The 23,350-nt window shown below is 70.6% G+C and carries 21 protein-coding genes and 1 other RNA gene; 8 read left to right on the top strand and 14 right to left on the bottom strand.

Annotated elements, in window-relative coordinates:
* Positions 1 to 42: 42 nt before the first annotated feature.
* The 7 genes from mdoH to QBJ89_RS06895 form a co-directional block, all read right to left on the bottom strand.
* The gene (gene mdoH, locus QBJ89_RS06925; RefSeq protein ID WP_277979795.1) at positions 43 to 1,860 is read right to left on the bottom strand and encodes a glucans biosynthesis glucosyltransferase MdoH; all 1,818 of its coding nucleotides are present in this window, start codon (positions 1,858 to 1,860) and stop codon (positions 43 to 45) included.
* Positions 1,857 to 3,368 (bottom strand): glucan biosynthesis protein, encoded by a 1,512-nt coding sequence (locus QBJ89_RS06920; RefSeq protein ID WP_277979794.1) that lies wholly within the window; start codon positions 3,366 to 3,368, stop codon positions 1,857 to 1,859. Before QBJ89_RS06920 ends, mdoH begins: the two co-directional genes overlap by 4 nt.
* A gap of 97 nt (positions 3,369 to 3,465) precedes the next feature.
* Positions 3,466 to 3,563, bottom strand: an RNA gene (gene ffs, locus QBJ89_RS06915) — signal recognition particle sRNA small type.
* A gap of 39 nt (positions 3,564 to 3,602) precedes the next feature.
* Entirely contained in the window at positions 3,603 to 3,920 is a 318-nt protein-coding gene (locus QBJ89_RS06910; protein ID WP_277979793.1) for a hypothetical protein, read from the bottom strand.
* Between the two features lie 55 nt (positions 3,921 to 3,975).
* The gene (locus QBJ89_RS06905; RefSeq protein WP_277979792.1) at positions 3,976 to 4,287 is read right to left on the bottom strand and encodes a 2Fe-2S iron-sulfur cluster-binding protein; all 312 of its coding nucleotides are present in this window, start codon (positions 4,285 to 4,287) and stop codon (positions 3,976 to 3,978) included.
* The gene (locus tag QBJ89_RS06900) at positions 4,284 to 5,360 is read right to left on the bottom strand and encodes a cysteine desulfurase family protein (RefSeq protein ID WP_277979791.1); all 1,077 of its coding nucleotides are present in this window, start codon (positions 5,358 to 5,360) and stop codon (positions 4,284 to 4,286) included. Before QBJ89_RS06900 ends, QBJ89_RS06905 begins: the two co-directional genes overlap by 4 nt.
* Positions 5,357 to 6,424 (bottom strand): cysteine desulfurase family protein, encoded by a 1,068-nt coding sequence (locus tag QBJ89_RS06895; RefSeq protein WP_277979903.1) that lies wholly within the window; start codon positions 6,422 to 6,424, stop codon positions 5,357 to 5,359. The genes QBJ89_RS06900 and QBJ89_RS06895 overlap by 4 nt, the downstream gene beginning before the upstream one ends.
* Positions 6,425 to 6,538: 114 nt before the next feature.
* Here QBJ89_RS06895 and QBJ89_RS06890 point away from each other — a divergent pair, with 114 nt between their 5' ends.
* Positions 6,539 to 7,195 carry an alpha/beta hydrolase gene (locus QBJ89_RS06890; protein ID WP_132907843.1) on the top strand — a complete coding sequence of 219 codons (657 nt, stop codon included), beginning with the start codon at positions 6,539 to 6,541 and terminating at the stop codon, positions 7,193 to 7,195.
* A gap of 310 nt (positions 7,196 to 7,505) precedes the next feature.
* Here QBJ89_RS06890 and QBJ89_RS06885 read toward each other — a convergent pair whose 3' ends face one another.
* Together QBJ89_RS06885 and QBJ89_RS06880 are read right to left on the bottom strand one after the other, a co-directional pair.
* A complete protein-coding gene (locus tag QBJ89_RS06885) occupies positions 7,506 to 7,685 on the bottom strand; it encodes a hypothetical protein (protein ID WP_183920463.1) in 180 nt (59 codons plus the stop codon).
* Positions 7,682 to 8,656: a threonine ammonia-lyase gene (locus tag QBJ89_RS06880; protein WP_277979790.1), complete on the bottom strand. Its 975-nt coding sequence runs from the start codon at positions 8,654 to 8,656 to the stop codon at positions 7,682 to 7,684. The genes QBJ89_RS06885 and QBJ89_RS06880 overlap by 4 nt, the downstream gene beginning before the upstream one ends.
* 172 nt (positions 8,657 to 8,828) lie before the next feature.
* Here QBJ89_RS06880 and QBJ89_RS06875 point away from each other — a divergent pair, with 172 nt between their 5' ends.
* The 3 genes from QBJ89_RS06875 (at position 8,829) to QBJ89_RS06865 (ending at position 12,493) form a co-directional block, all read left to right on the top strand.
* Positions 8,829 to 10,061: a type III PLP-dependent enzyme gene (locus tag QBJ89_RS06875; RefSeq protein ID WP_277979789.1), complete on the top strand. Its 1,233-nt coding sequence runs from the start codon at positions 8,829 to 8,831 to the stop codon at positions 10,059 to 10,061.
* Positions 10,062 to 10,163: 102 nt separating this feature from the next.
* Positions 10,164 to 11,240 (top strand): 1,9-bis(guanidino)-5-aza-nonane synthase, encoded by a 1,077-nt coding sequence (locus QBJ89_RS06870; protein WP_277979788.1) that lies wholly within the window; start codon positions 10,164 to 10,166, stop codon positions 11,238 to 11,240.
* A 305-nt stretch (positions 11,241 to 11,545) separates the two neighbouring features.
* A complete protein-coding gene (locus tag QBJ89_RS06865) occupies positions 11,546 to 12,493 on the top strand; it encodes an alpha/beta hydrolase (protein ID WP_277979787.1) in 948 nt (315 codons plus the stop codon).
* A 153-nt stretch (positions 12,494 to 12,646) separates the two neighbouring features.
* Here QBJ89_RS06865 and QBJ89_RS06860 read toward each other — a convergent pair whose 3' ends face one another.
* Both QBJ89_RS06860 and QBJ89_RS06855 read right to left on the bottom strand, forming a co-directional pair.
* Positions 12,647 to 13,870, bottom strand: coding sequence for a pyridoxal-dependent decarboxylase, exosortase A system-associated (locus QBJ89_RS06860; protein ID WP_277979786.1), 1,224 nt, complete (start codon positions 13,868 to 13,870; stop codon positions 12,647 to 12,649).
* Complete coding sequence (locus tag QBJ89_RS06855) at positions 13,867 to 15,354, bottom strand: AMP-binding protein (protein WP_277979785.1); 1,488 nt, start codon at positions 15,352 to 15,354, stop codon at positions 13,867 to 13,869. The genes QBJ89_RS06860 and QBJ89_RS06855 overlap by 4 nt, the downstream gene beginning before the upstream one ends.
* A 160-nt stretch (positions 15,355 to 15,514) precedes the next feature.
* On the opposite strand from QBJ89_RS06855, the gene QBJ89_RS06850 reads away from it, so the two are divergent.
* Entirely contained in the window at positions 15,515 to 15,772 is a 258-nt protein-coding gene (locus QBJ89_RS06850; protein ID WP_277979902.1) for an acyl carrier protein, read from the top strand.
* A 3-nt stretch (positions 15,773 to 15,775) separates the two neighbouring features.
* Here the strand turns inward: QBJ89_RS06850 and trxB are convergent, their stop codons facing one another.
* A complete protein-coding gene (trxB, locus tag QBJ89_RS06845; RefSeq protein ID WP_277979784.1) occupies positions 15,776 to 16,744 on the bottom strand; it encodes a thioredoxin-disulfide reductase in 969 nt (322 codons plus the stop codon).
* A gap of 77 nt (positions 16,745 to 16,821) precedes the next feature.
* Between trxB and QBJ89_RS06840 the strand changes: the two genes are divergently transcribed.
* Positions 16,822 to 18,207: a leucyl aminopeptidase family protein gene (locus QBJ89_RS06840; RefSeq protein WP_277979783.1), complete on the top strand. Its 1,386-nt coding sequence runs from the start codon at positions 16,822 to 16,824 to the stop codon at positions 18,205 to 18,207.
* Between the two features lie 233 nt (positions 18,208 to 18,440).
* Here QBJ89_RS06840 and tpiA read toward each other — a convergent pair whose 3' ends face one another.
* Positions 18,441 to 19,190 (bottom strand): triose-phosphate isomerase, encoded by a 750-nt coding sequence (gene tpiA / locus QBJ89_RS06835; protein WP_277979782.1) that lies wholly within the window; start codon positions 19,188 to 19,190, stop codon positions 18,441 to 18,443.
* 111 nt (positions 19,191 to 19,301) lie between these two features.
* On the opposite strand from tpiA, the gene QBJ89_RS06830 reads away from it, so the two are divergent.
* Both QBJ89_RS06830 and trpE read left to right on the top strand, forming a co-directional pair.
* On the top strand, positions 19,302 to 21,233 hold the full coding sequence (locus tag QBJ89_RS06830) for a peptidylprolyl isomerase (protein WP_277979781.1): 1,932 nt from the start codon (positions 19,302 to 19,304) through the stop codon (positions 21,231 to 21,233).
* A complete protein-coding gene (gene trpE, locus QBJ89_RS06825; protein ID WP_277979780.1) occupies positions 21,217 to 22,725 on the top strand; it encodes an anthranilate synthase component I in 1,509 nt (502 codons plus the stop codon). The genes QBJ89_RS06830 and trpE overlap by 17 nt, the downstream gene beginning before the upstream one ends.
* A 144-nt stretch (positions 22,726 to 22,869) precedes the next feature.
* Here the strand turns inward: trpE and QBJ89_RS06820 are convergent, their stop codons facing one another.
* A complete protein-coding gene (locus QBJ89_RS06820) occupies positions 22,870 to 23,301 on the bottom strand; it encodes a hypothetical protein (protein WP_277979779.1) in 432 nt (143 codons plus the stop codon).
* Positions 23,302 to 23,350 lie beyond the last annotated feature (49 nt).

The following is a 23,350-nucleotide window of genomic DNA, read 5'->3' as shown; positions in this document are numbered from 1 at the left end:
AGGGGGGTGCCCAGCTGGGCGCTCCCTTTTTTCGTGGGACGGTCAGGCGCCCCGACCCGCCGCTTCCTCAAGGATCGGCAGCGGCTGCGGCTCGGGCACGCCGACGTCGGTCAGAAACAGCCGCCCCGCCGCAACGCGACGCCCCCAGCGCTCGCTTGCGGTCCATTGCACGATCAGCGGCGACAGCAGCAGCCCGAGCGTGACCGGCGCGAGCCACAAAGCGGTGAGCGGCATCAGCGGCGTTAGCGCAGCCAGCAGCAGTCCCAATCCGAGATGCCAGCGGTAGCGCGGCAGGATCGCCGCCATTGCCAGCGAGTCGCCGCGACGGTTCTGCGGCTGCCAGTCGGCGCGGCGCTGGCGCGTGATGCCGATGAGGTCGATCGTCTGGGTCAGCGCGATCGCGGGAGCCGCGAGTGTCGAGAGCGGCACGTCGAGCGCAACCGAGCGCAGGATCGCGCCCGTTCCACCCATCGATCGCCGCAGCCGCACGTCTGCGATCGCGTGGAGCACGCCGAGCAGCTTCGGTCCGAACAACAGCGCGAGCGTGACGAACAGCACCGTGCCGGTCGAATCGCCGGACATCAGTCCGCGCTCGCCACGCACCGCCTGCACCACGCTCACCGTGATCAGCAGCAGCCACAGCGGCGAGGCGAGATAGCCCGCGGCGCCGAGCAGCAGCTGCAAGCGGTTGATCCAGTGGAAGCCCGAGGCGTGAAGCAGCGCGAGGTGCTGGAGGTTGCCCTGGGCCCAGCGTCGATCGCGCACTGCGGCGTCGATCATCGTCGGCGGGTATTCCTCGAACGTGTCCTCCGTCATGACCATGTGCACGCGCCAGCCGCGCCGCCGCAGTAGCGCCGCCTCGACGACATCGTGACTCATGATCGTGCCACCGAACGGCGGCTGGCCGGGCAGCACCGGCAGGCCGCAGCTGTCGGCGAAGGCGCGGACGCGGATCAGCGCGTTATGGCCCCAGAAGGTCGCCTCCGGACCGGACCACCACACTAGCCCGGCGGTGGCGATCGGGCCGTAGATGCGGCTGGCGAACTGCATCCAGCGCTGGAACAGGGTCCGCGCGCCGATCACCTGCGGCACGGTCTGGAGCAGACCGACGGCAGGACGCCGGTCCATGATCTGCGCCATGCCGAGGATCGTCTCGCCGCCCATCAGACTGTCGGCGTCGAGCATCAGCATATAGTCGTAGCCAGCGCCGAAGCGGCGCAACCACTCCGCAATGTTGCCCGGCTTGCGCCCGACATTCTCCGTGCGCCGACGATAATAGATCGCGCAGGCGCTGCGCCGCGAAAGGATTTCCCAGGCGGCGAGTTCCGCTGCCTCGTTGTCGGCGGCGGAGTCGCTCAGCACGAAAAAATCGAACGATCCCGCCGCACCAGCGCGCTCGAGCGCGTCCGCCATATGCGCGAGCCGGCCGAACACGTCGGCGACGTCCTCGTTATGGACCGGCATCAGCACCGCGGTGCGCCCGTGCAAGGGCTCGGACCAGCGCGGCACCGGGCGGAACCCGGGATGGAGACCGGTGGTCAACACGACATAGCCGACGGTCGCGTTGATGAAGCCGAAGGCGAGCAGCGCGAAGAGCGGGAAGAAGATCGCGAGCAGCAGCGCGTCGGTCACACCGATGCCGTCGCTCAGCACCGATTCCTTGAGCGAGGTGGAAGCGAACAGCGCCAGCACCAGCGTCAGCAGCACCAGAATGGCGCGGCGCGCGAGCACGTCGGTCGGCGAGCCGATCGCGCCGACGATCGGCGGGGGCGCCGACGGCACGGGCGGCGATCCGTCGAAGCGCTGCTCGGGCATCGCGAGCGGTGCCTCGGGGGGGAGCCGCGGCGGCAGCGCGCTCACGCCGGGTAGATCGGCACGAGCAAGGTCTCGCTCAGCGCCGCCTCACCGCGCTTGAGGTACAGCCGCACATCGACCGGGCCGGTGGTGCCGCCCTCCGCCGCGGGGCGGATGTCGGCGGTGACACGCCAGCGGTTGCGTTGGCCGACGACGGGGTAGACGGCGCTGTGCAGCAACGTACCGCGGGTAACGCCGATCTCCGCGGTCACCTTGCTGTCGCGATCGAGACCGGCGAGCGATTCGCCGGCGAAGTCGACGACCAGCTTGCTCGCACCCGCCAGCGCCGGTAGTCCCGGTCGCCCCGCCGCGCCGACCCACACGTCGGCGGCGTGCGCGGCACGGTCGAGGCTCGGGTCGTCCGAGGTCCAGGTCAGGCGATAGTCGAACTGGAGCCGTTGGCCCGCGCGCACCGGCGCCGCCGGGGTCCAGAAAGCGACGACATTGTCGACCGTCTCGCTGTCGGTCGGGAAGGCGTAGAGCATCACGCGCCCCCGCCCCCACGACCCGCGCGGCTCGACCCACAGGTTGGGCCGCTTGTCGTAGAAGGCGCCGTCGTCCTGATAATGGTCGAAGTTGCGGTCGCGCTGGAGCAGCCCGAAGCCGCGCACGTCGTCGGCGGCGAAGCTGTCGGTGGCGGGCTGCGGCGGGTTGCGCAGCGGCCGCCACACGCGCTCGCCCGCGCGGCTGATTAGCGCGAGACCATCCGAGTCGTGGATCTCGGGGCGCCAGTCGGTCGCGCCGCGGCGCGTGCGGTCGTCGTACCAGAACATGCTCGTCACCGGCGCGACGCCGAGCCGCTCGACCGCGCGGCGCAGGAACAGCACCGAGGAGACGTCCTGCACCACTGCCTTGGGATGGCGGCTGACGAACCGATAGGCGCCGGTGAGACTCTCGCCGTCCATCAGCGCGTAGATCGTGAAACTCTGGTCGCCGCCGCGCTCGATCCAGAACTCGGTGAAATTGGGAAATTGCTCCCGCGTCAGCCCGGTATCGACCGCGATGCCGCGCGCCGACAGGCCATATTGGTCCTGCGACCCGGCGCTGCGGAAATAGGACGCGCCGAGGAAGGCGAGCCAGTCGCTCTCGCGCCCCGTCTCCATCGCGCGGAAACCCGCGAAGCCCGGCGGTGGCGAGACCTTGCCGCCTTCGAACAGCTCGGGCGAGAAGACGATCGGGCGTGCGCGACCGTTCTCGACCAGGTTGATCGCGACCGGCGTGACCGCGCCGTTGCCGAGCGGAAACAGCCGGATGCCGCCCGCGACGGTGCGATCGGGCTTGAACCGGATGGTGCCGACGTCGTCGAAGTCGAGCGTCTTCGCCGCGGCGCTCTCGCGCGGCGGCTGGTAGCGGCGCTTGGCCAGCGCGGCGGCACGCTGCTGCAGGATGGCCCAGGAGAACGGTGTCTCGCCACCCCCGCTTTGGCTGAGGCCGGGCACGGCCCAGGAAAGGCTGGAGACCAGCGAAGCGCCGCCGGCCGTGCTGATCAGGTCCCGTCGGGAGAAGTTTCGCATGCGTAGCGAAACAGGCGACGCCCCGCTTTGTTGCAACGCCGCAGCGATGTGTCGACCCGGTAAGGTGACAAGCTGAGCGGTCGGTCGCGATGCCGGGAAAGGTGGGAGCCGGAACGACCCGCGGCGAAATCGTTGTGGCTGCTTCCGTCAGGACCTGACCAGGTTGGCGACGACCACGTCCGCCCGACTCCCGCGCGCCATATGGCGGAGCCGGGCGGCGCGATCAAGCCCGCGTCAGCCGCGGACGCGGAAACACCGCTTCACCGGGCCGTAGCGCCCGTCCTGCCAGCGGCACACGGTACGGCCCCGATCCCACCCGCGATCACGGCCATAGCCGTTCCAACCATAGCGTCGGCCGTCGCCGCGCCAGTGGCGGTCGTCGCGCCAGCGGCGCTCGCGGTCCCAGCGGCGGTGGTCGCCGCGGTCCCAGCCGCGATGGCGGCCATTGTCGTGCCAGCCGCGATCGTCGTCGCGCCAGCGCTGCGCCTCCGCCGCCGGTGCCAGCGAGGTCGCCGCGAGTACGCCGGCGAGGCCCATCATCATCCATCTCATGTGCAACACTCCTCACATGTCCCTGTGCGAGGACCATCGCGGAGTCGCGCTGCACTCATGCTGAACTTGTTGGTAATCGAACCGAAAGCTTATCCAGCGCGGGGGTCAGCACGATCTGGCAGGCGAGCCGGCTGGTGCGTCGCGCGTCGGGGGCGAGGTCGAGCATGTCCTCCTCCTCCTCGCTTGCCGGTGGCAGTCGATCGAAGTCCTCCGCGGCGACGATGACGTGGCAGGTCGCACACGCCAGCTCGCCGTTGCAGGTCCCCTCCAGCGGTTGACCGTCGCGCCGCGCCACGTCGAGCAGTCGCTCGCCCGGCGCCGCCTCGATCTCGCGCACCGCGCCGCCATCGGTGAAGCACACCCTCATGCCGCGATCCGCTGCGCGCGCGCGGCGACGTCGAGCCGGTCGAGCGCCGCCGCGAGCTCGTCCTCGCGCGTGTAGCGGCCGAACCCGAGCCGGATCGTGCTGCGCGCCTCGGCCTCGCTCAGCCCGAGCGCGCGCAACACGTGGCTGCTCCGCCCCGAGCCGCTGGCACAGGCCGACCCGGCCGAGAAGGCGACGTCGCGCACGTCGCTCATCAGCCGCGCCACGTCGACCCCGTCGCGTCGCACGCTGAGGTTGCCGCGGCAGCGCGCCTCGGTGGTGCCGTTGACCGTCCAGCCGGGCAGCCGTTCACGTGCCACCTGCCACAGCCGCTCGACGTGCGCGGCGTCGGCCTCGCGTCGCTCGGCGAGCAGCAGCGCCGCCGCCCCGAATCCGGCGCAGAGCGCGGGCGACAGAGTGCCCGAGCGACCGCCCTCCTGATCGCCGCCGTGGAGCAGCGGCGCGAGCGTCACGCCGTCGCGGATCCACAGCGCGCCGATGCCCTTAGGTCCGTACACCTTGTGCGCCGATACCGCGACGAGGTCGGCGGCGGCGGGGATCGCCACGCGGCCGAACCCCTGCACCGCGTCGCACAGCAGCAGCGCGCCTGCGCGCTTGGCCATGGCCGCCAGCGCGTCGAGCGGCTGGATCACGCCGACCTCGTTGTTGACCAGCATCGCCGCGACCAGCGCCACCCCGGGCACGATCGCGCGCTCGGCCGCGGCGAGATCGACCAGCCCACCGGTGCCGACCGGCAGCACGACCGAGTCGCCGCGCGCCGCGACGCTGTCGAGCACCGCGGCATGCTCGGTCGCGATCGTCACCACCCGCCCGGCCGGCGCGCCTTTGACCGCCCAGTTGAGCGCCTCGGTCGCGCCCCCCGTGAAGGCGAGTCGCCCGCCCAGGGGCAGCAGCGCCGCGACGCGGTCGCGCGCGAGCTCCACCGCCGCGCGCGCGGCGCGGCCAGGTCGATGCGGCGAATGGGGGTTGGCGTGCTGGTCGCGCAGCCACGGCAGCATCGCCTCCAGCGCCTCGGGCGCGAGCGGTGTGGTCGCCTGATAGTCGAGGTAGGTCATGCCGCGAACCGCCGCGTCCGCGCCACCGCGCGCCAGGCGGCGGCGAAACGCTCCACCTCGGCGGCGGTGGTGGCACGGCCGAAGCTCACGCGCACCACCTCGCGCGCGGCCTCCTCGCTCCAGCCCATCGCGCGTAGCACGTGGCTGGGCTTGAGGCTGCCGCTGGCGCAGGCGCTACCCGCCGACACTGCGATGCGATCGAGGTCGAAGCGGATCAGCTGTGCCGCCGCGGCGACCCCGGGCATGCGATAGGAGCCGATCGCAGGGTGGCGCTCGGCGGCCGCGCCGACCACCTCGCCGCCCGAGCGGCGGATCAGGTCGTCGAGTCGGGCGCGCAGCTCGCCATGATCGGGCTCGGGCTCGGCGAGCGCGGCGGCATAGCCGAGCGCGCCGGGCAGGTTCTCGGTGCCGGGGCGATAGCCGCGCTCCTGCCCGCCGCTCGGGTGGAGTACGGCCAGGTCGCGCACCAGCAGCACGCCGATGCCGGGCGGACCGCCGCGCTTGTGCGCCGACAGCGCGACCAGGTCGGCATGAGCGGTGAGTTCGTCGGAGGCGGGCATCTGCGCCGCGTCGACCAGCAGGATGCCGCCGCGCGCGTGGACCGCCGCGGCGATCGCGGCGATCGGCTGGCGTACCCCGGTCTCGCTGTTGCACCATTGCACCGCGACGACCGCGCCCGCTACGTCACCGATCCGCGCCGGGTCGACGCGGCCGAGCGGATCGACCGGCAGCACCTCGGCGGCCCCCGCCGCGCGCAGAGCGGCATCGTGCTCCACCGCGCTGACCACGCGCCGCCCTGCCACCGCACGGCCCAGCGCGATCGCGAGCGACTCGCTGGCGCCGCTGGTGAATAATGTCTCGTGCCGCCAGCCGTAGGCCGCCGCCACCTGCCCGCGTGCGCGCTCCAGCGCGGCGCGCGCGGCACGGCCGGCGGCGTGCGGCGACGACGGGTTGGCCCAGTGCGTCATGCCCTCGACCATGGCCGCGCGGGCAGCGGCGATGAGCGGCGCGGTCGCGGCGTGATCGAGGTAGACCGGCGCATCCGTCGCAGGGGCGTCGCGCAGGGCCGTGTCGTCGAGGGATGAGGGTTCGGTCAACCAATCGTTCCATTATCGGGCGCGCGGCCTATATAGCGCCATTCTCGCCGGGCCCAACGCCCCGCCTCCAGACGAGTGACCATGCCCGAAGTCATCTTCCCCGGACCCGAAGGCCGTATCGAGGGCCGCTTCGCCCCAGCGCCGCGCCCGCGCGCGCCCGTCGCGATGATCCTCCACCCGCACCCCAACGCGGGCGGAACGATGAACAACCGTATCGTGCAGGAGCTTTACAAGACCTTCCAGCGCCGGGGTTTCGCCACGCTGCGCTTCAACTTTCGCGGCGTCGGCAAGAGCCAGGGCGTGTTCGACAATGGCGTCGGCGAACTCTCCGACGCGGCCGCCGCGCTCGACTGGGTGCAGAGCTTCCACGCCGAGGCGCAGACCACCTGGGTGGCGGGCTTCGGCTTCGGCGCGTGGATCGGCATGCAGTTGCTGATGCGCCGACCCGAGATCCGCGGCTTCATCTCGATCGCGCCGCCGGCGAACATGTTCGACTTCAGCTTCCTGGCGCCGTGCCCCTCATCGGGCATCATCATCCAGGGCGCTGAGGACGAGGTGGTGACGCCGCTCGCCTCGCAGAAGCTGGTCGACAAGCTGCGCACGCAGAAGCACATCACCATCCACCACGACGTGATCCCGCGCGCCAACCACTTCTTCGAGCACGAGATGGACGACCTGATGCGGTCGGTCGACACGTATCTGGACATGCGGCTGGATCCGAACTCGCCGATCAAGTGACTCGCGACCGGGCCTCCTAAACCCTCCTCGCATAGCGGGGAGGGGGACGATGCGCAGCCTGGTGGAGGGGGCCTCCGCGGGCGCGGCGCTTGTGGGGACAGCCCCTCCACCACGCCGGGCGGGCACCGCCCCCTCCCCATGCCGGGGAGGATTTTCGCTAGAGTTGAGCGCTGTCCTACAGCACCGCCGCCGCGATACGCGTCGCGGATGCGCCCAGCCCTCACCCTGCTCCCTCGCCAGATCAACATCTGCTCCACGCTCCAACGCGCAGCGACTCAACATTCGCAACATTCGCGCGACGGTGTCGAACTCACGCCACCCAGATCAACACGTTGCCGACCAGCACCGCGGCCATCACCAGCATCAATACTCCCTTGGTGCGGTCGCGCCGCGTCGCGATCAGATAGCCTCCGCCGATCAGGCAGGCGAGCGCGCCCAGCATCGCCAAGGCGGGCGCCGCCGCAGCGATACTGCCGAACGCGGGCGTCATACCGGCTCTGCCGACTCGTGCGTCGCCGCGACGTCGATCGGCTCGCCGGCGAGCACCGCGGCATAGGCGGCCGCGTCGACGTTGCCGCCCGACAGGATCGCGAGCGTACCCGGCTCGGCGGCGACCTGCCCCGTCAGCAGCGCCGCCAGCGCCACCGCGCCGCCGGGCTCGATCACCAGCCGCAGTTGCGCCGCCGCCCAGCGCTGCGCCTCGCGGATCGCGCGCTCGCTCACCGCCACGCCGATCGCGTCGCGGCGCGACAGCACGTCGAAGGTCAGCGGCGAGACCTCTTTGGTCTGGAGCGAGTCGCACGCGGTCGGCGGTGGGTGCGCGCCGACCGGTTCGATCCAGCTCGCCTCAAGGCTGCGGCGCATATCGTCCCAGCCTTCGGGCTCGACCAAGGTGATCGCCGCCTCGGGCAGCGCCAGCGCGATCCCGGCCGCCAGCCCGCCCCCGCCGCACGGCACCACCACGCGGCGCGGCGCGGGCAGGCCGAGCGACTCGATCTGCCGCGCCGCCTCGATCCCGGCGCTGCCCTGCCCCTCGATCACCCAGGGATCGTCGAAGCTCGGCACCAGCGTGGCACCGCGCGCCTCGGCGAGCCGCGCCGCGATCGCCTCGCGGCTCTGCGTCGCGCGGTCATAATCGACCACTTCGGCGCCGAGCGCGAGCGTCGACTCGCGCTTCGCCCGCGGCGCGTCGGCGGGCATCACGATCGTCGCGGCGATGCCGAGCCGGCGCGCTGCCCAGGCGATCCCCTGCGCATGATTGCCCGAGGAGAACGCCACGACGCCCCTGCGCCTCGCTTCGTCGTCCAAGGCGGTCAGTCGATGCCAGGCGCCGCGCACCTTGAAGGCGCCGATCGGCTGCAGCGACTCGGCCTTGAACACCACGTCTACCCCGTTGACTTCACGGACGAATATGGGAGTCGGCGGGAGGATGGCGGCGACCTTGGCGGCGGCGTCGCGCACCCCCGCTCGCGTCGGTTGTCGCAGAACAGTCACATTTGAACCTTTCGTCCACCGAACCACTTTACAAGGCGGTCCAGCGATCCTAATTCGCGCCTCCGCTGCCCCATGGGACTTCCAACCGCAAGGCAGCTTTTGTCACCGTATGCCGCAAGGCAATTGGAGGTCCCTTGAGTTGCACCAGCATCATCGCGCGCTGGGGTTAGCGCCCCTCTCGACCGTTCCCGCCGATTTCGTCGTCGGGGCCCTCGACATTGCCGCCCGTCACCCGGTTCAGCCGGTGACGATCGTTCGTCCGCATGCCGCGGCACGGGCCGCCCGCTTCTTCACGGAGAAGTTTCCGGGCCGGACCATGTATGCGGTCAAGGCGAATCCGAGCCCGGAGCTGCTACGCACGCTCTATGACAACGGCGTGACGTCTTACGACGTCGCCTCGATCGCGGAGGTGCGCCTGGTCGCACGGACGCTGCCGCAGGCGACCTTGTGCTTCATGCACCCGGTAAAGGCCGAGGAGGCCATCGCCGAGGCGTATTTCACCCACGGCGTCCGCACCTTCTCGCTCGACAGCATGGAAGAGCTGGCGAAGATCGTGCGCGCCACCCGCGGCGCCGCGGACCTGACGCTCTGCGTTCGGCTGCGCGTATCGTCGGAGCATTCCAAGCTCAGCCTCGCGTCGAAGTTCGGCGTGGCGCCGGACGAGGCGCGCGAGCTGCTGCTGGCGACCCGCCAGGTAGCGGACGCGCTCGGCATCTGCTTCCACGTCGGTTCACAGGCGATGACGCCCGAGGCGTACAGCAATGCCATGGAGCGCGTGCGCCAGGCGATCGTCGGCGCGGCGGTGACGGTCGACGTCATCGACGTCGGTGGCGGTTTCCCCTCGGCGTATCCGGGAATGACCCCGCCGCCGCTGGAGCGCTATTTCGAGACGATCCATCGCGCGTTCGAGAGCCTGCCGATCAGCTATTCGGCGGAGCTATGGGCCGAGCCGGGTCGTGCGCTCTGTGCCGAGTACAGCTCGGTGGTGGTACGCGTGGAGCGGCGCCGCGGCGAGGAACTGTACATCAACGACGGTGCTTATGGCGCGCTGTTCGACGCGGCGCATATCGGCTGGCGCTATCCGGTGGCGCTGCTGCGCGAGCCGGAATCGACCGTCCGCGACCATCCGTTCAGCTTCTGGGGGCCGACCTGCGACGACCTCGACCATATGCCCGGGCCCTTCCCGCTCCCCGCGGACATCACGGTCGGTGACTATGTCGAGATCGGCATGCTGGGCGCTTATGGGTCGGCGATGCGCACCGCGTTCAACGGCTTCGGCTCGGACGAGACGGTGATCGCGACCGACGAACCGATGCAATCGCTCTATACCGTGGTGGAACCCGCGGTCGCGAGCAACGTCGTCAAGCTGTAACCTTACGACTACAAGGAATTGGCGGCGGCGCGCTTTGGCGTGCCGCCGTCAGATGGGTTTCCGCGTCCCCGTGAACGACGTGTACCCCAATGGGAGCACCCCATGACCGACACCCTCGCCCCCTCGCACGATCAGGCGACGATCAACGACACGCGCAAGGCGGAATTGCTGTCGAAGCAGGTCAAGCACGTCGACATCAAGAGCTTCGACGCGCGCCCGATCATCGACGCGATGAGCGACATGAGCTTCACCAGCCGCGATCTCGGCCGCGCCACCAAGATCTACAACCAGATGCTGGCCGACAAGGACTGCACGGTGTGTCTGGTGATCGCCGGCTCGACCTCGGCCGGCGGCTGCATGGACCTGTATGCCGAGCTGGTGCGCAACAACATGGTCGACGTGATCGTCGCCACGGGCGCGACCATCGTCGACATGGATTTCTTCGAGGGCCTCGGCCACAAGCATTATCAGGCGCTCGAGATCCCCGACGACGACACGCTCCGCTCGCTCTACATCGACCGCATCTACGACACGTACATCGACGAGGAGGCGCTCCAGAACGTCGACCACACGATCTTCGAGATCGCCGAGTCGTTGGAGCCGAAGGCCTATTCGAGCCGCGCTTTCATCCGCGAGATGGGCAAGTATCTGGTCGAGCACGGCAAGAAGGAGAACAGCCTGGTCAAGCTCGCTTATGAGCATGACGTGCCGATCTTCTGCCCGGCGTTCGTCGATTCCTCGGCGGGCTTCGGGTTGGTCAAGCACCAGGTCGACTCGGCCAAGGCGGGCAAGCCCTATCTGATGATCGACGCGGTGGCCGACTTCCGTGAGCTCACCGAGATCAAGATCAAGGCGGGCACGACGGGCCTGCTGATGATCGGCGGCGGCGTGCCCAAGAACTTCATCCAGGACACTGTGGTGTGCGCTGAGATCCTCGGCCACGAGGACGTCGCGGTGCACAAATATGCCGTGCAGATCACCGTCGCCGACGTGCGCGACGGCGCCTGCTCGTCGTCCACGCTGCAGGAAGCTGCGAGCTGGGGCAAGGTCAACACCGGCATCGAGCAGATGGTGTTCGCCGAGGCCGGTTCGGTGATGCCGCTGCTGGCCTCGGACGCGTATCACCGCGGGCTGTGGAAGGATCGTCCGACCCGCGCCTGGTCGAAGCTGTTCGCCTGAGACGCGGCCCAGTCCGAGCGTCGAGGCCCCCGTCGGAGCGATCCGGCGGGGGCCTCTCGTATGACGGCTTGGTAGAAGGATGATCGCGCGGAGACGCAGAGAAGTCGTTCGCCACGTCAGCGATCGGCACAACCCTGCTGGGAGCGATGATGTGCGCGCTCTGCGCCGGACGCGTCTTCTCTGCGACTCCGCGTCTCTGCGCATATCGCCTAAGCGGCGCTCGCCGGCGGTCGACGGCCACTTGCCTACACGCTCCGCCATCCCATAGACCCGCCCACACGGACAATCGCGGCGGGAGCGCGCAGATGCGGATCGATCGACGCACGATGATGGGCGCATCCGCCGGACTGGCGACACTCGCCGCCGCGCCGCGCGCGCTGGCGCAGGGGGCGGCGCGGGACACTGCCTGGCCCCCGGCCGAGAACTTCCGGCTCTGGCCGAAACAGCCGCCCAACGCGCCGCGCCGCCTCCCCACCCCGGACAACCGCATGGAAGGCACTCCGCCGCGCCGCGAGCTGCACCTGCGCGGTGTCGCCGAGCCGGTCGTCGGCGTCTATCGCGCGGCGCAGCCCGATGGCCGCGCTGTGTTGGCGATGCCCGGCGGCGGCTATCGTTTCCTCTCGGTCGAGAACGAGGGGATCAACGTCGCCGAGGTCTTCACCCCGCTCGGCGTCACCGTCTTCGTGCTGGCCTATCGGCTTCCCGGCGAGGGCTGGCTGGAGAGCGAGGACGTGCCCTTACAGGACGCACAGCGCGCGATGCGACTGATTCGCGCCGATGCCGCGCGCTACGGCGTCGATCCGGCGAAACTGGGCACGGTCGGCTTCTCCGCGGGCGGGCTGCTCGCGGCCAGTCTCGCCACCGCGTCGATGGATCCGGTATACGAGCCCGTCGACGGTGCCGATGCGGGCGACGCGCGCCCTACCTTCGCGGGGCTGGTCTATCCCGTGATCACCGGCGACCGAATGCGGGTGGGCGCCCGCCCGGCGGCGCGGTTCGACACGAACCGGCGGGTGCGTCGCGACACGCCCCCGATCTTCATCGCGCACGCGCTCGACGATACAATGGTGCCGCTGACCGAGCCGATGGCGATGCTCACCGCCTGCCAGGCCGCCCAGGTGCCGGTGGAGGCGCATTTCTTCCAGCAGGGTGGGCACGGATTCGGCCCGGCTTACCTGCCGCCCGAACTGCCGGGATCGCGCTGGCCGCAGTTGTTCGATGCTTGGACGAAGCGCGTGCTGGCGGCGGCATGATCGATGTTCCGCGCCGCGCGCCCGAGCCGTAAAAGGCGCTTGCCTCTTCAGGAAGCGTCATGCCGGACTTGATCCGGGGGCCATCTTACCGCGAGAACGATGGTCCAGGCGCCCTCGCCACCATAAACGCGGCCGCATGACGCCGCGCTCCGTTCAACCGACCACAACCTCCGCGGGCGCGGGGTGGCCGAGGAACGCGCTCGGGCTTGCGGTGAGGCCGTAGGCGCCGGCGAGGAACACGGCGATCACGTCGCCCTCCGCCGCGCGCGGCAACAGCAAGCGATCGCCCAGCCGGTCGAGCGGGGTACAGAGGCAACCGACGACGCTCACCTCCTCCTCGCCCGCCGCCCCCATCCGGCCTGCCACGGCGAGCGGATAGTTGCGCCGTACCACAGCGCCAAAATTGCCCGAGGCGGCCAGCTGGTGGTGCAGCCCGCCGTCGACGACGAGGAAGGTCTCGCCGCGGCTCACCTTCCGGTCGACCACGCGGGTGAGATACACCCCCGCCTCCGCCACGAGCCAGCGGCCCAGTTCGAGCGCGAAGCCGCTGTCCGCGAGCACGTCGGCGCGGCGCGCCAGCGACTCCGCCAGCGCTTCACCGACCCGCTCGACGTCGAGCGCCACGTCTCCCGCGAAATAGGGCACGCCGAAGCCGCCCCCCAGGTTCACCAGCGGCGGCGCGGTGCCGACTGCATCAGCCAGCCGCGCCGCGAGCGCGAGCGTCGCCGCCTGGGTCTCGATCAGCGCGGCGGCGTCGAGCGCCTGGCTCCCTGCGAAAATATGGAAGCCGCGCCATGTCGCCCCACCCGCGATCAGCGCGCGCACCACCGCGGCGGCGTCGTCGGCGTCCACCCCAAAGGGCGAGGCGCGCCCGCCCATCTTCATCCCCGAGCCGCGCAGCTCGAGGTCGGGGTTGACCCGCACCGCCGCCCGCGGGGCGATCCCGAGCCGCTCCCCAAGCGTGAGGGCGCGCCGCGCCTCGCCCGCCGACTCGATGTTGAGCGTCGCACCGGCGGCGATCGCCCCTGCCAGCTCGTCATCGCGCTTGCCCGGTCCGGCGAAGCTCACTGCGGCGGCGGACTTCACCGCGAGCGCGCGATGGAGCTCACCGCCGGAGGCGACGTCAAGCCCGTCGACCAACGGCGCCATCGCCGCCAGCAGCGGCGCGATCGGATTGGCCTTGATGGCGTAGTGGAGCCCCACCGCGCCAGGCATCGCGGTACGGAAACGCGCCACCTGCGCCGCGACTGCGGTCAGGTCGTAGACGAACAGAGGCGAACCTCGGGCGGCCACCAGCGCTTCGGCATTCTCGCCAGCGATCGTCAGCGCCCCCTGCTGGTGCGCGAAGGCGGGCGGCAGCGGCCCCATCGGCTTCACGCGAACTCCTCCCGCAGCGCGGTGCGGTCGAGCTTGCCGTTGGCGTTGCGCGGCAGCTCGGCACGCCACAGGAAGCGCGCCGGCTGCATGAAGCCAGGCAGCTCGCGCTTCAATCGATCGCGCAGTCCGGCCTCAGCACCGCCGTCGCCGCGCGCGACCACCAGGATCGCCTGGCCGAGCCGTGCGTCGGGCACGGCAATCGCGACTGCCTCGCTCGTCTCGCCGCCTGCGGTCACTGCTTCCTCCACCTCCTGCGGACTGACGCGGTTGCCCGCGGTCTTGATCATCTCGTCGGCGCGCGCGACGAAGCGGAGCAGCCCGTCGCCGCCCTCCACCACTGTATCCCCTGACCAGACCGCCATGCCGCCCGCGCGCGCGAAGGGCGGCGCGGGGCGGAAGCGCGCCGCGGTACGCTCCGCATCTCGCCAATACCCCTGCGCCACCAGCGGCCCGGCATGGACCAGCTCGCCGGGTTCGTCCGCCGCCGCGCGTGTGCCGTCCGGACGTATCACGAGCACCTCGGCGAAGGGGATCGCGCGGCCAATCGACTCGGGATAATCATCCACCAGCGCCGGGTCGAGATAGGTCGAACGAAAGGCCTCGGTCAGCCCGTACATCGGAAAGAGACGTGCTTCGGGGAAGCGCGCGCGCAGACCGCGCACCAGCGCCGGCGTGAGCGCGCCGCCCGAGTTGGTCAGCCGCCGCAGCCGCGCCGCCGTCGCCTCCGGCCACTCCGCCTCGAGCAGCTTCACCCACAGGGGCGGCACCCCGGCAAGCGTGGTGGCGCCCACGCGCTCGATCGCCTTCACCACGTCGCGTGGCGTCAGATAGTCAAGCGGCGCGACGCTCGCCCCCGCCGCCCAGGTCGACAGCAATTGGTTCTGGCCATAGTCGAAGCTTAGCGGCAGCACGCCGAGCACGCGATCGTCCGGGGTGATCGCCAGGTAGTGCGCCACGCTGATCGCGCCGAGCCACAGGTTGGCATGGCTCAGCATCACGCCCTTGGGCCGACCGGTCGAACCCGAGGTGTAGAGCAGCGCCGCGAGCAGGTCGGGGTCGGCGCGCGAGCGTAGCAGTGCGTCGCCCTGCCCGACGTCGACGTGGAGCACGCAGCTGGCGGGCAGGTCGCCGTGCTCCAGCGTGGCGGCGCGCGGTGCGTGCGTGATCAGCAGCGCGGCGCCGCTGTCGGCGAGGATGTGCGCGACCTGCGCGCGCTTGAGCAACGGGTTGATCGGCACATGGACCAGACCCGCACGGGCAGTGGCGAGCGGCGTCCAGCAGGCCAAGCGCGTCTTCGGCAGCCAGGTAGCGACGCGGGTGCCGGGCGCGAGCCGTTGCGCGTCAAGCCAGCCGGCGAGCCGCGCCACCGCCTCCTCCACCTCCGCGTAAGTGAGCGTGCCGGCGCGATCGACCAGCGCGATCGTGTCCGGCTCGCCGCGCAGGACATGATCGATCGGGAGCGGAACGGGATCGAGCGGAACCATGACATCAGCCTTTAAAGCGGATCGTGCGCCGACAGTAGCGCGCGCGTCATCGCGCATGGTGGGAAGCGACCCGGTTGCGCTCCACCGCGTCGCCGCCTAACGCCGCGCGCATCGCCGCTCGCCGCGGCGCGAGCGAGGAGGCAGCGTGATCCCGGACGGCATGAGTGAGGTCGAGACCACGGTGCGCGCAGTACTTGCCGATGTGCTGGCGCTGTCCCCCGAGCGGGTTGACACCTTCCGCGCGGACACGCCGCTGTTCGGCGCTTTGCCCGAACTCGACTCCATGGCGGTCGCGGGCGTGCTCACCGAGCTGGAGGACAGGCTCGGCATCGTCATTGAGGACGACGAGGTCGACGGCGAGATGCTCGAGACGTTCGGCGCGCTGACCCGCTTCGCCGCCAGCAAGGCGCTGATCTGAGCGCTATTCCGCCGCCTCGCTGAGCTCGGCGAACTCCGCGGCGGCGAGGAAGCGTTCGGCGTCGAGCGCGGCCATGCAGCCGGTGCCCGCCGCGGTGACCGCCTGGCGATAGACCTTGTCCATCACGTCGCCGCACGCGAACACGCCCGCCACGCTGGTGCGAGTCGAGCCGGTCTCGACCGCGATATAGCCGTCGTCGTCGAGCGCGAGATGGCCACGGAACAGCTCGGTCGCGGGATGGTGACCGATGGCGACGAAGCCGCCGTCAACATCGAGCCGCGAAGGTTCGCCGGTGCGGGTATCCTCGAGCTCAAGCGCGACGAGGCCGGCATTGCCGCCGCCGTCGACGAAGTTGCGCACTTCCTTGTTCCACAGCACCGTGATGTTCGGATGCGCGAACAAGCGCTGCTGCAAGATGCGCTCGGCGCGCAGCGAGTCGCGGCGGTGGATCAGCGTGACGTCGTCAGAATGGTTGGTGAGGTACAATGCCTCCTCGACCGCGGTATTGCCGCCGCCGATCACCGCCACCTTCTTGCCGCGGTAGAAGAAGCCGTCACAGGTGGCACAGGCGCTGACGCCCTTGCCTTTCATCGCATCCTCGCTGTCGAGCCCGAGCCACTTGGCCTGGGCACCGGTGGCGATCACCAGCACCTCGCCCTCGTAGACGTCGCCGCCATCGCCGATCAGCCGGAACGGGCGGCGGGTCAGATCGACCTCGACGATCGTATCCCACATCAGCCGCGTGCCGACGTGCTCCGCCTGCGCCTGCATCTGCTCCATCAGCCAGGGGCCCTGGATCACCTCGCGGAAGCCCGGATAATTCTCGACGTCCGTGGTGGTGGTGAGCTGGCCGCCGGGCTGGATGCCCTGGACGACGATCGGCGCCATGCCGGCGCGCGCGCCGTAGATGGCCGCCGAGAGGCCGGCCGGGCCCGAACCGAGGATCAGCATGCGAGTCGTGTGCGTGGTCATGGCGGCGATGTAAGGTGCCGGTCGCGCGAAGGGAACCGTGCGTTGCGCAGCCGCCCAAGTCCTGCTTTGGTCGCGCGATGATCGACTTTTCAGCGCTTCTCCAGCCCGATCGTGGCCAGCCCGCGCGGCTGCTCCACGTCGTCCACCCCGACGCGTATGACGCCTGGCTCGCCACCCAGCCGACGCGGGCGCGCACGGCCGCGGTGGCGGCGCGGGTGACGGGCAAGGCGGGCGACCGCGCGATCCTGCCCGGCGACGGCGCCGAGGACTGGGGCGCCCTGCTGGTGTGCGACGAAGAGCCGTCATCCCCGTGGCGGCTCGCCTCGCTGGGCGATACGCTGCCCGAGGGCAGCTATCGCCTCGCCGGCGAGCCGACGCTGGGCGCCGCCGGGCTCGGCTGGCTGCTCGCGCAGCATCGTTTCACGCGTTACCGCAAGGCCGAGCCCGCGCGGCCGCGCGTGCTGCTGACCAGCGATGTCGGAGCGGTCGACGAGACGGTGCGGATCGCCGCTGCCACCGCGCGGGTGCGCGACCTGGTCGACACCGGTGCGAGCGATCTTGGCCCCGCCGAGCTGGAGGCCGAGGCGGACGCGCTGGCACGGGCGCATGGCGCGAGCGTTACGGTCACGCGCGGGGATGCGCTCGCGACCGGCTATCCGATGATCCACGCGGTCGGCCAGGCGGCGAGCCGCGAGCGCGCGCCGCGGCTGATCGAGCTGCTGTGGGGCGATCCGGCGCACCCGCGTGTGGCGCTGGTCGGCAAGGGCGTGTGCTTCGACTCGGGCGGGCTCGACATCAAGCCTTCCGCCGGCATGCGGCTGATGAAGAAGGACATGGGTGGCGCCGCGCACGCGCTGGCGTTGGCCGGACTGGTGATGCAGGCGCGGCTCAAGATGCGGCTGCATGTGCTGATCCCGGCGGTGGAGAATGCGATCTCGGGCAGTGCCTTTCGCCCCGGCGACGTGCTCCAGACGCGGCTCGGGCTGACGGTGGAGAATACCAATACCGACGCCGAGGGCCGGCTGATCCTGGGCGATGCGCTGGCGCGCGCGGTGGAGGAGGCGCCCGACCTGCTGATCGACTTCGCGACGCTGACCGGCGCCGCGCGCGTCGCATTGGGGCCCGATCTGCCCGCCACCTTCGTGCAGGACGAGGCACTCGCCGCAGAGCTGCTCGGCGCGTCGGAGACGGTGCGCGACCCGCTGTGGCGGCTGCCCTTGTGGGGCGGCTATGACGAAATGCTCAAGTCGGACGTTGCCGACCTGGTCAACGCGCCCGACGGCGGTTTCGCGGGCGCGATCACCGCGGCGCTGTTCCTGCGCCGCTTCGTACCCGCGACCTTGGCCTGGGCGCATCTCGACACCTTCGCCTGGCGCCCGACCGCCAAGCCGGCGCGCCCACGTGGCGGTGAGGCCTACGGGTTGCGCGCGGCTTATGCGTTGCTGAAGGCGCGGTTCGGCTGAGGTGAGCGGGCGCTGCAGTGCTACCGCTCCTCCTCGCTTTCCATCACGTCGTCATCCCGGACGTGGTCCGGGATCCACCCTTCCCACACCAAGACAGCGTTTCTCTCGCGGACGGCGCGAACCCGGACCACGTCCTAAATGACGGAGGTGGAGGTGGCGTAACGTCCGTGCAGCCACATCATCATTGAAACATTGGGTAGGGAGCGGCGCCTCCCGCCCCGCGCGTACACCCGCTACACCGCCGCCGCCGCGGCGGCGATGATCGGCACGAACTTGGCCGCGGTGAGGCTCGCGCCACCGACCAGAGCACCGTCGACATCGGGCGTCGCCAGGATCGCGCGCGCATTGTCGCCCGTGACCGAACCGCCGTAAAGGATCCGCACACTGCTGGCCGCGTCGCCGATGAGCTTGCGCATCTTGGCGCGCGCGATGGCGTGGATCGCAGCAATGTCCTCCAGCGTCGGGGTCGCACCCGTGCCGATCGCCCAGCGCGGCTCATAGGCGAGCGTGAGCCAGTCGCCCGCGGCATTCTCGGGCAGCGACTTCTCGATCTGCGCCTGTACCACGCGCTCGGCCCGGCCGGCGTCGCGCTCTGCCCCGGTCTCGCCGCAGCATAGGATCACGTGCAGACCTTGGCGGTGCGCCGCGGCGGCCTTCGCCCAGGCGTCTTGGCTGGTCTCATGCTGGTCGTGGCGCCGCTCGGAATGACCCACGATGGTGAAGCGGGCGCCCGCCTCGCGCACCATCGCCGCCGAGACGCAGCCGGTGTGCGCGCCGCTGTCGGCCTCGTGCACGTCCTCGGCGCCGATCATCAGCGCCGGCACACGCTCCGACGCCGGCGCGATCAGCGTGAACGGCACCGCCACCATCACGTCCACCGCCGGCGTCTCGGTCGCGACGGCGGCGATCGCCTCGAGCTCGCGCAGCGCAGCGCGACTGCCGTTCATCTTCCAGTTGCCGGCGACCAGCTTGCGACGCGTCATCCCGCTCCCCTCTTCTCGTTTCGGCTCCGCGATAACCGGCCGCGCGGCTTGATGCCACCTCGGCTTGTCCCTAGGACGCGGCGTTCTCCTTTATCCGGTCCCCGCTCACTTATGCTCACCTTCTTCCGCGGCATCATCCACTCCAAGGTCGGCGTGATCGTCACCTTCGGCGTCCTGATCGTCATCGCGCTCGCCTTCGCGGCGGGCGACGTGACCGGGCTGGCGAGCAGCACCGGGCTGGTCGGCCACCCGATCGCGAGCGTCGGCGGTGAGAGCGTCACCGCCGCGGACGTTCGCCAACAGGCGCGCGACGAGCTCACCCAGGCGCGGCAGGAGCAGCCGACGCTCGACATGGCGCAGTTCGTCCAGCTCGGCGGGCTCGACGCGGTGATCAACCGCAACGTCAGCGCACTCGCGCTCGAGACCTTCGGGCGCGGCCAGGGCATGCGGGTCAGCCGCGCACTGATCGGCAGTGAGCTGAAGGCGATCCCCGCCTTTGCCGGCGCGACCGGCCAGTTCGACCAGCAGGCCTATGAGCGGCTGATCGCGCAGCGTGGTTTCACCGACGCGCAGGTGCAGGCGCAGTTCGCGCGCCAGATCATGGTACAGTTCCTCACCCAGCCGACGATCGGCGCGCACCAGGTGCCGCAGCAGCTCGCGCTCACCTACGCCTCGCTGCTGCTCGAGCGCCGCACCGGCCAGGTCGCCTTCGTGCCGGCCGCGCCCACCGGTGCCGCGCCGAGCGATGCCGAGGTGCAGCAATGGTATAAGCGCAACATCTCGCGTTACACCACGCCTGAGCGGCGCGTGATCCGCTACGCCGTCGTCGGCCCGCAGCAGGTCGCCGGCCAGGTGACGCCGAGCGACGCCGAGGTGCAGAAGGCCTATGACGCCGCCAAGACGACCTACGCGCCCAAGACGCTGCGCGACGTCACGCTGGTGACCGTGCTCGACGAGAAGGCGGCGGGCGCGCTCGCCGCCAAGGTCAAGGCGGGCACGCCGCTCGCCGCCGCGGCACGCGCCGCCGGACTGGAGCCGCGCACGATCACCGGCGTCGACCAGGGCGCGCTTGCGACGCAGAGCTCGCCCGCGGTGGCGCAGGCAATCGCGGCCGCGGCCAGCGGCGCCGTCGTCGGGCCGGTGCGCGGTGCGATCGGCTTCGTCGTCGCACGCGTCGACAAGGTCACCCAGGATTCCGGCAAGACGCTGGCGCAGGCGCACGACGAGCTGGTCACCCAGCTGCGCGCGAGCAAGACCAAGGCGGCGATCGGCGCGGTCCGCGACAAGGTCGACGACTCGCTGGCCGACAATGCCAATATCAGCGAGGTGGTGAACGACCAGAAACTCGCCGCGCAGAGCACGCCGGCGCTGCTGCAGAACGGCACCAACCCCGACCAGCCGCAGACCCCGGCCGACGCGGGCATGGCGCCGATCGTCGCCGCCGCCTTCGCTGCCGAGGAGGGTGACACGCCGACCACGGTCAACCTCGGGGAGGACGGCAGCTTCGCGGTGGTCGCGCTCGATCGCGTGGTACAGCCGACGCCGGTGCCGCTCGCCGCGGCGCGCGCGCGAGTCCTCGCCGACCTCACTGCCGATCGCGCCGCCAAGGCGGCGCAGCAGGCGGCGAGCGCGCTGGTGGCGAAGGTCAACGCGGGCGCCGCTCTGCCGGTCGCGCTCTCGGCATCGGGGGTCAAGGCGCCCCCGGTCCAGCCGATCAGTGCGTCGCGCGGCGAGATCACCGCGCGCGGCCAGGTCAACCCGGTGCTCGCCGCGCTGTTCAGCATGGCCCCCGGCAGCGCGCGCGCGGTGCCATCGCCAGACGGCAAGGGCTGGCTGGTGCTCAAGCTCAATCAGGTGGTGCCGGGTGACGCGCGCAAGCAGCCGCCGCTGATCCAGGCCACACGCACCGATCTCGGCCGTGCGATCGGTCCCGAATATGCGCAGCAATTCGCCAATGCGGTGGCCAAGCTGCAGGGTGCCAAGCGCTTCGACGACGCTATCGCGCAGCTCAAGCAGGATTTGGTCGGTGGCGGAGGACAATAGCGCCGCCGCGGCCCGCGCCGCGCTGGCAGGGGGCCGCCCCGCGCTGGTGTGGCGTCGTCGCATCGCCGACACCGAGACGCCGGTCGCCGCCGCGCTCAAACTGATCGAGCCGGGTCGCGGCGACTTCCTCCTCGAGTCGGTCGAGGGCGGCGCGGTGCGCGGGCGCTACAGCCTGATCGGACTCGCTCCCGACCTGGTGCTGCGCGCGCAGGGCGAGCATGCCGAGATCAACCGCGACTGGTTGAACGATCGCGCCACATTCGCGCCCTGTCCCGAGCCGACGCTGGCGGCGCTGCGCGCGCTGGTGGCGAGCATCCGCATGGACGTGCCGGCCGAGCTACCCGGTGCGCTCGCCTGTCTCGTCGGCTATTTCGGCTATGAGACAGTCGGGCTGGTCGAGAAGCTGCCCGCCGCTCCGGTTGACCCGCTCGGTCTGCCCGACCTGATGTTCGTACGACCAACGGTGGTGCTGGTGTTCGACCGGCTCGCCGACGCGCTCTACCTCGTTGCGCCAGTGTGGCCGTCGGAGGACGAGCCGGACTCGGTGGTGGCGCGTGCCATGGAGCGGCTCGACGCCGTCGAGGCGCGGCTGGCGCACGGCGCACTGCCCGTACCGATACGGACCGACGCGACCGAGCTGGCGCTCGCGCCGGTGCTGCCGGCGGGGCGCTACGGCGAGATGGTTGCGACGGCGAAGGACTATATCGCCGCCGGCGACATCTTCCAGGTGGTGCTGGCGCAGCGCTTCACCGCGCCCTTCCCGCTCCCCGCTTTCGAACTCTATCGCGCGCTGCGGCGGGTCAACCCGTCGCCCTTCCTCTACCATCTTGACCTGCCCGGCTTCGCGCTGACGGGCTCAAGCCCCGAAATCCTGGTGCGTGCGCGCGACGGCGAGGTGACGATACGCCCGATCGCTGGCACGCGCCCGCGCGGACGCACCGCGGCGGAGGACGCCGCCAATCGCGACAGCCTTCTTGCCGACCAGAAGGAACGCGCCGAGCATCTGATGCTACTCGACCTCGGCCGCAACGACGTCGGTCGCGTCGCCGCGGCGGGTACGGTGCAGGTCACCGATAGCTACGGGATCGAGTTCTACAGCCACGTCATGCACATCGTCTCGAACGTGGTGGGCCGGCTCGACCCCAGGCACGACGCGATCGACGCGCTGTTCGCCGGCTTCCCCGCGGGAACGGTCAGCGGTGCGCCCAAGGTGCGCGCCTGCCAGATCATCGCCGAGCTCGAGCCGGAGAAGCGCGGCGCGTATGCCGGCGGCGTCGGCTATTTCTCGCCCGACGGTTCGATGGATTCATGCATCGTGCTGCGCACCGCCGTGGTGAAGGACGGTATGATCCACGTGCAGGCCGGGGCGGGCATCGTCGCCGACAGCGATGCGGCCTCCGAGCAGCGCGAGTGCGAGGCGAAGTCGGGTGCGTTGCTGGCCGCGGCGCGCGAGGCGATCCGTCAGGCGAGCGAGCCGACCTTCGGTCAATAAAGGGCTCGGGAGTGGTCCTGGCTTCGCTTCAGGTGGTCGTCCCGACGTCGGGCGGAATAGACGCCGCCGCGGAAGCAACAAATCGCTGAATAGGCCACGCGCCGAATCCCGGACCACGTCAGGGATGACGGAACCCCCTGGACGTCAGCGGCCGCCCGGGATCATCGAGTCATTCTTCTCCGCGGCGCGTTTCTCGGCGGCAAAGGCGTTGTTGATCGCGAGCGCGCAGCCCGACTGACCTGCGGCGCCGACCGGCGAGCAGCTGTCCGGCACGCCGCCGTTCACCCGGCTGGCGCGGTCCGCCACCGCGACGCGATTGGTCCAGGCCTGGTTCTTCGCCGCCGGCTCGGCGGTGTTGCGCAGCTCCTTGGGGATGCGGAACTGCTCATCGGGGTTGATGCGGCTGCACACCACCACCTCATCGCCCTGCGACTTGGGGCATTGTTCGTTACCCGACAGCGTGACGCTACGCACGCGCTGCGGCGCCCGACCTGTATCCCCCGCGCTCTCGGTCTGCGCCGCGGCGGTGAGCGGCAGCGCGAGACCAGCGACCATCACGACTAGCGTACGCAGCATTGACCTTCTCCTCGCTGACCACAACGCATGCCTTAGCCGCTGGCTCCGC

The sequence above is a fragment of the Sphingomonas phyllosphaerae genome (genome assembly GCF_029623345.1).
Taxonomy (GTDB): Bacteria; Pseudomonadota; Alphaproteobacteria; order Sphingomonadales; family Sphingomonadaceae; genus Sphingomonas; species Sphingomonas phyllosphaerae_C.
Note: the sequence above shows the minus strand (reverse complement) of the source record. Positions and strands in the feature narration are given on the sequence as shown.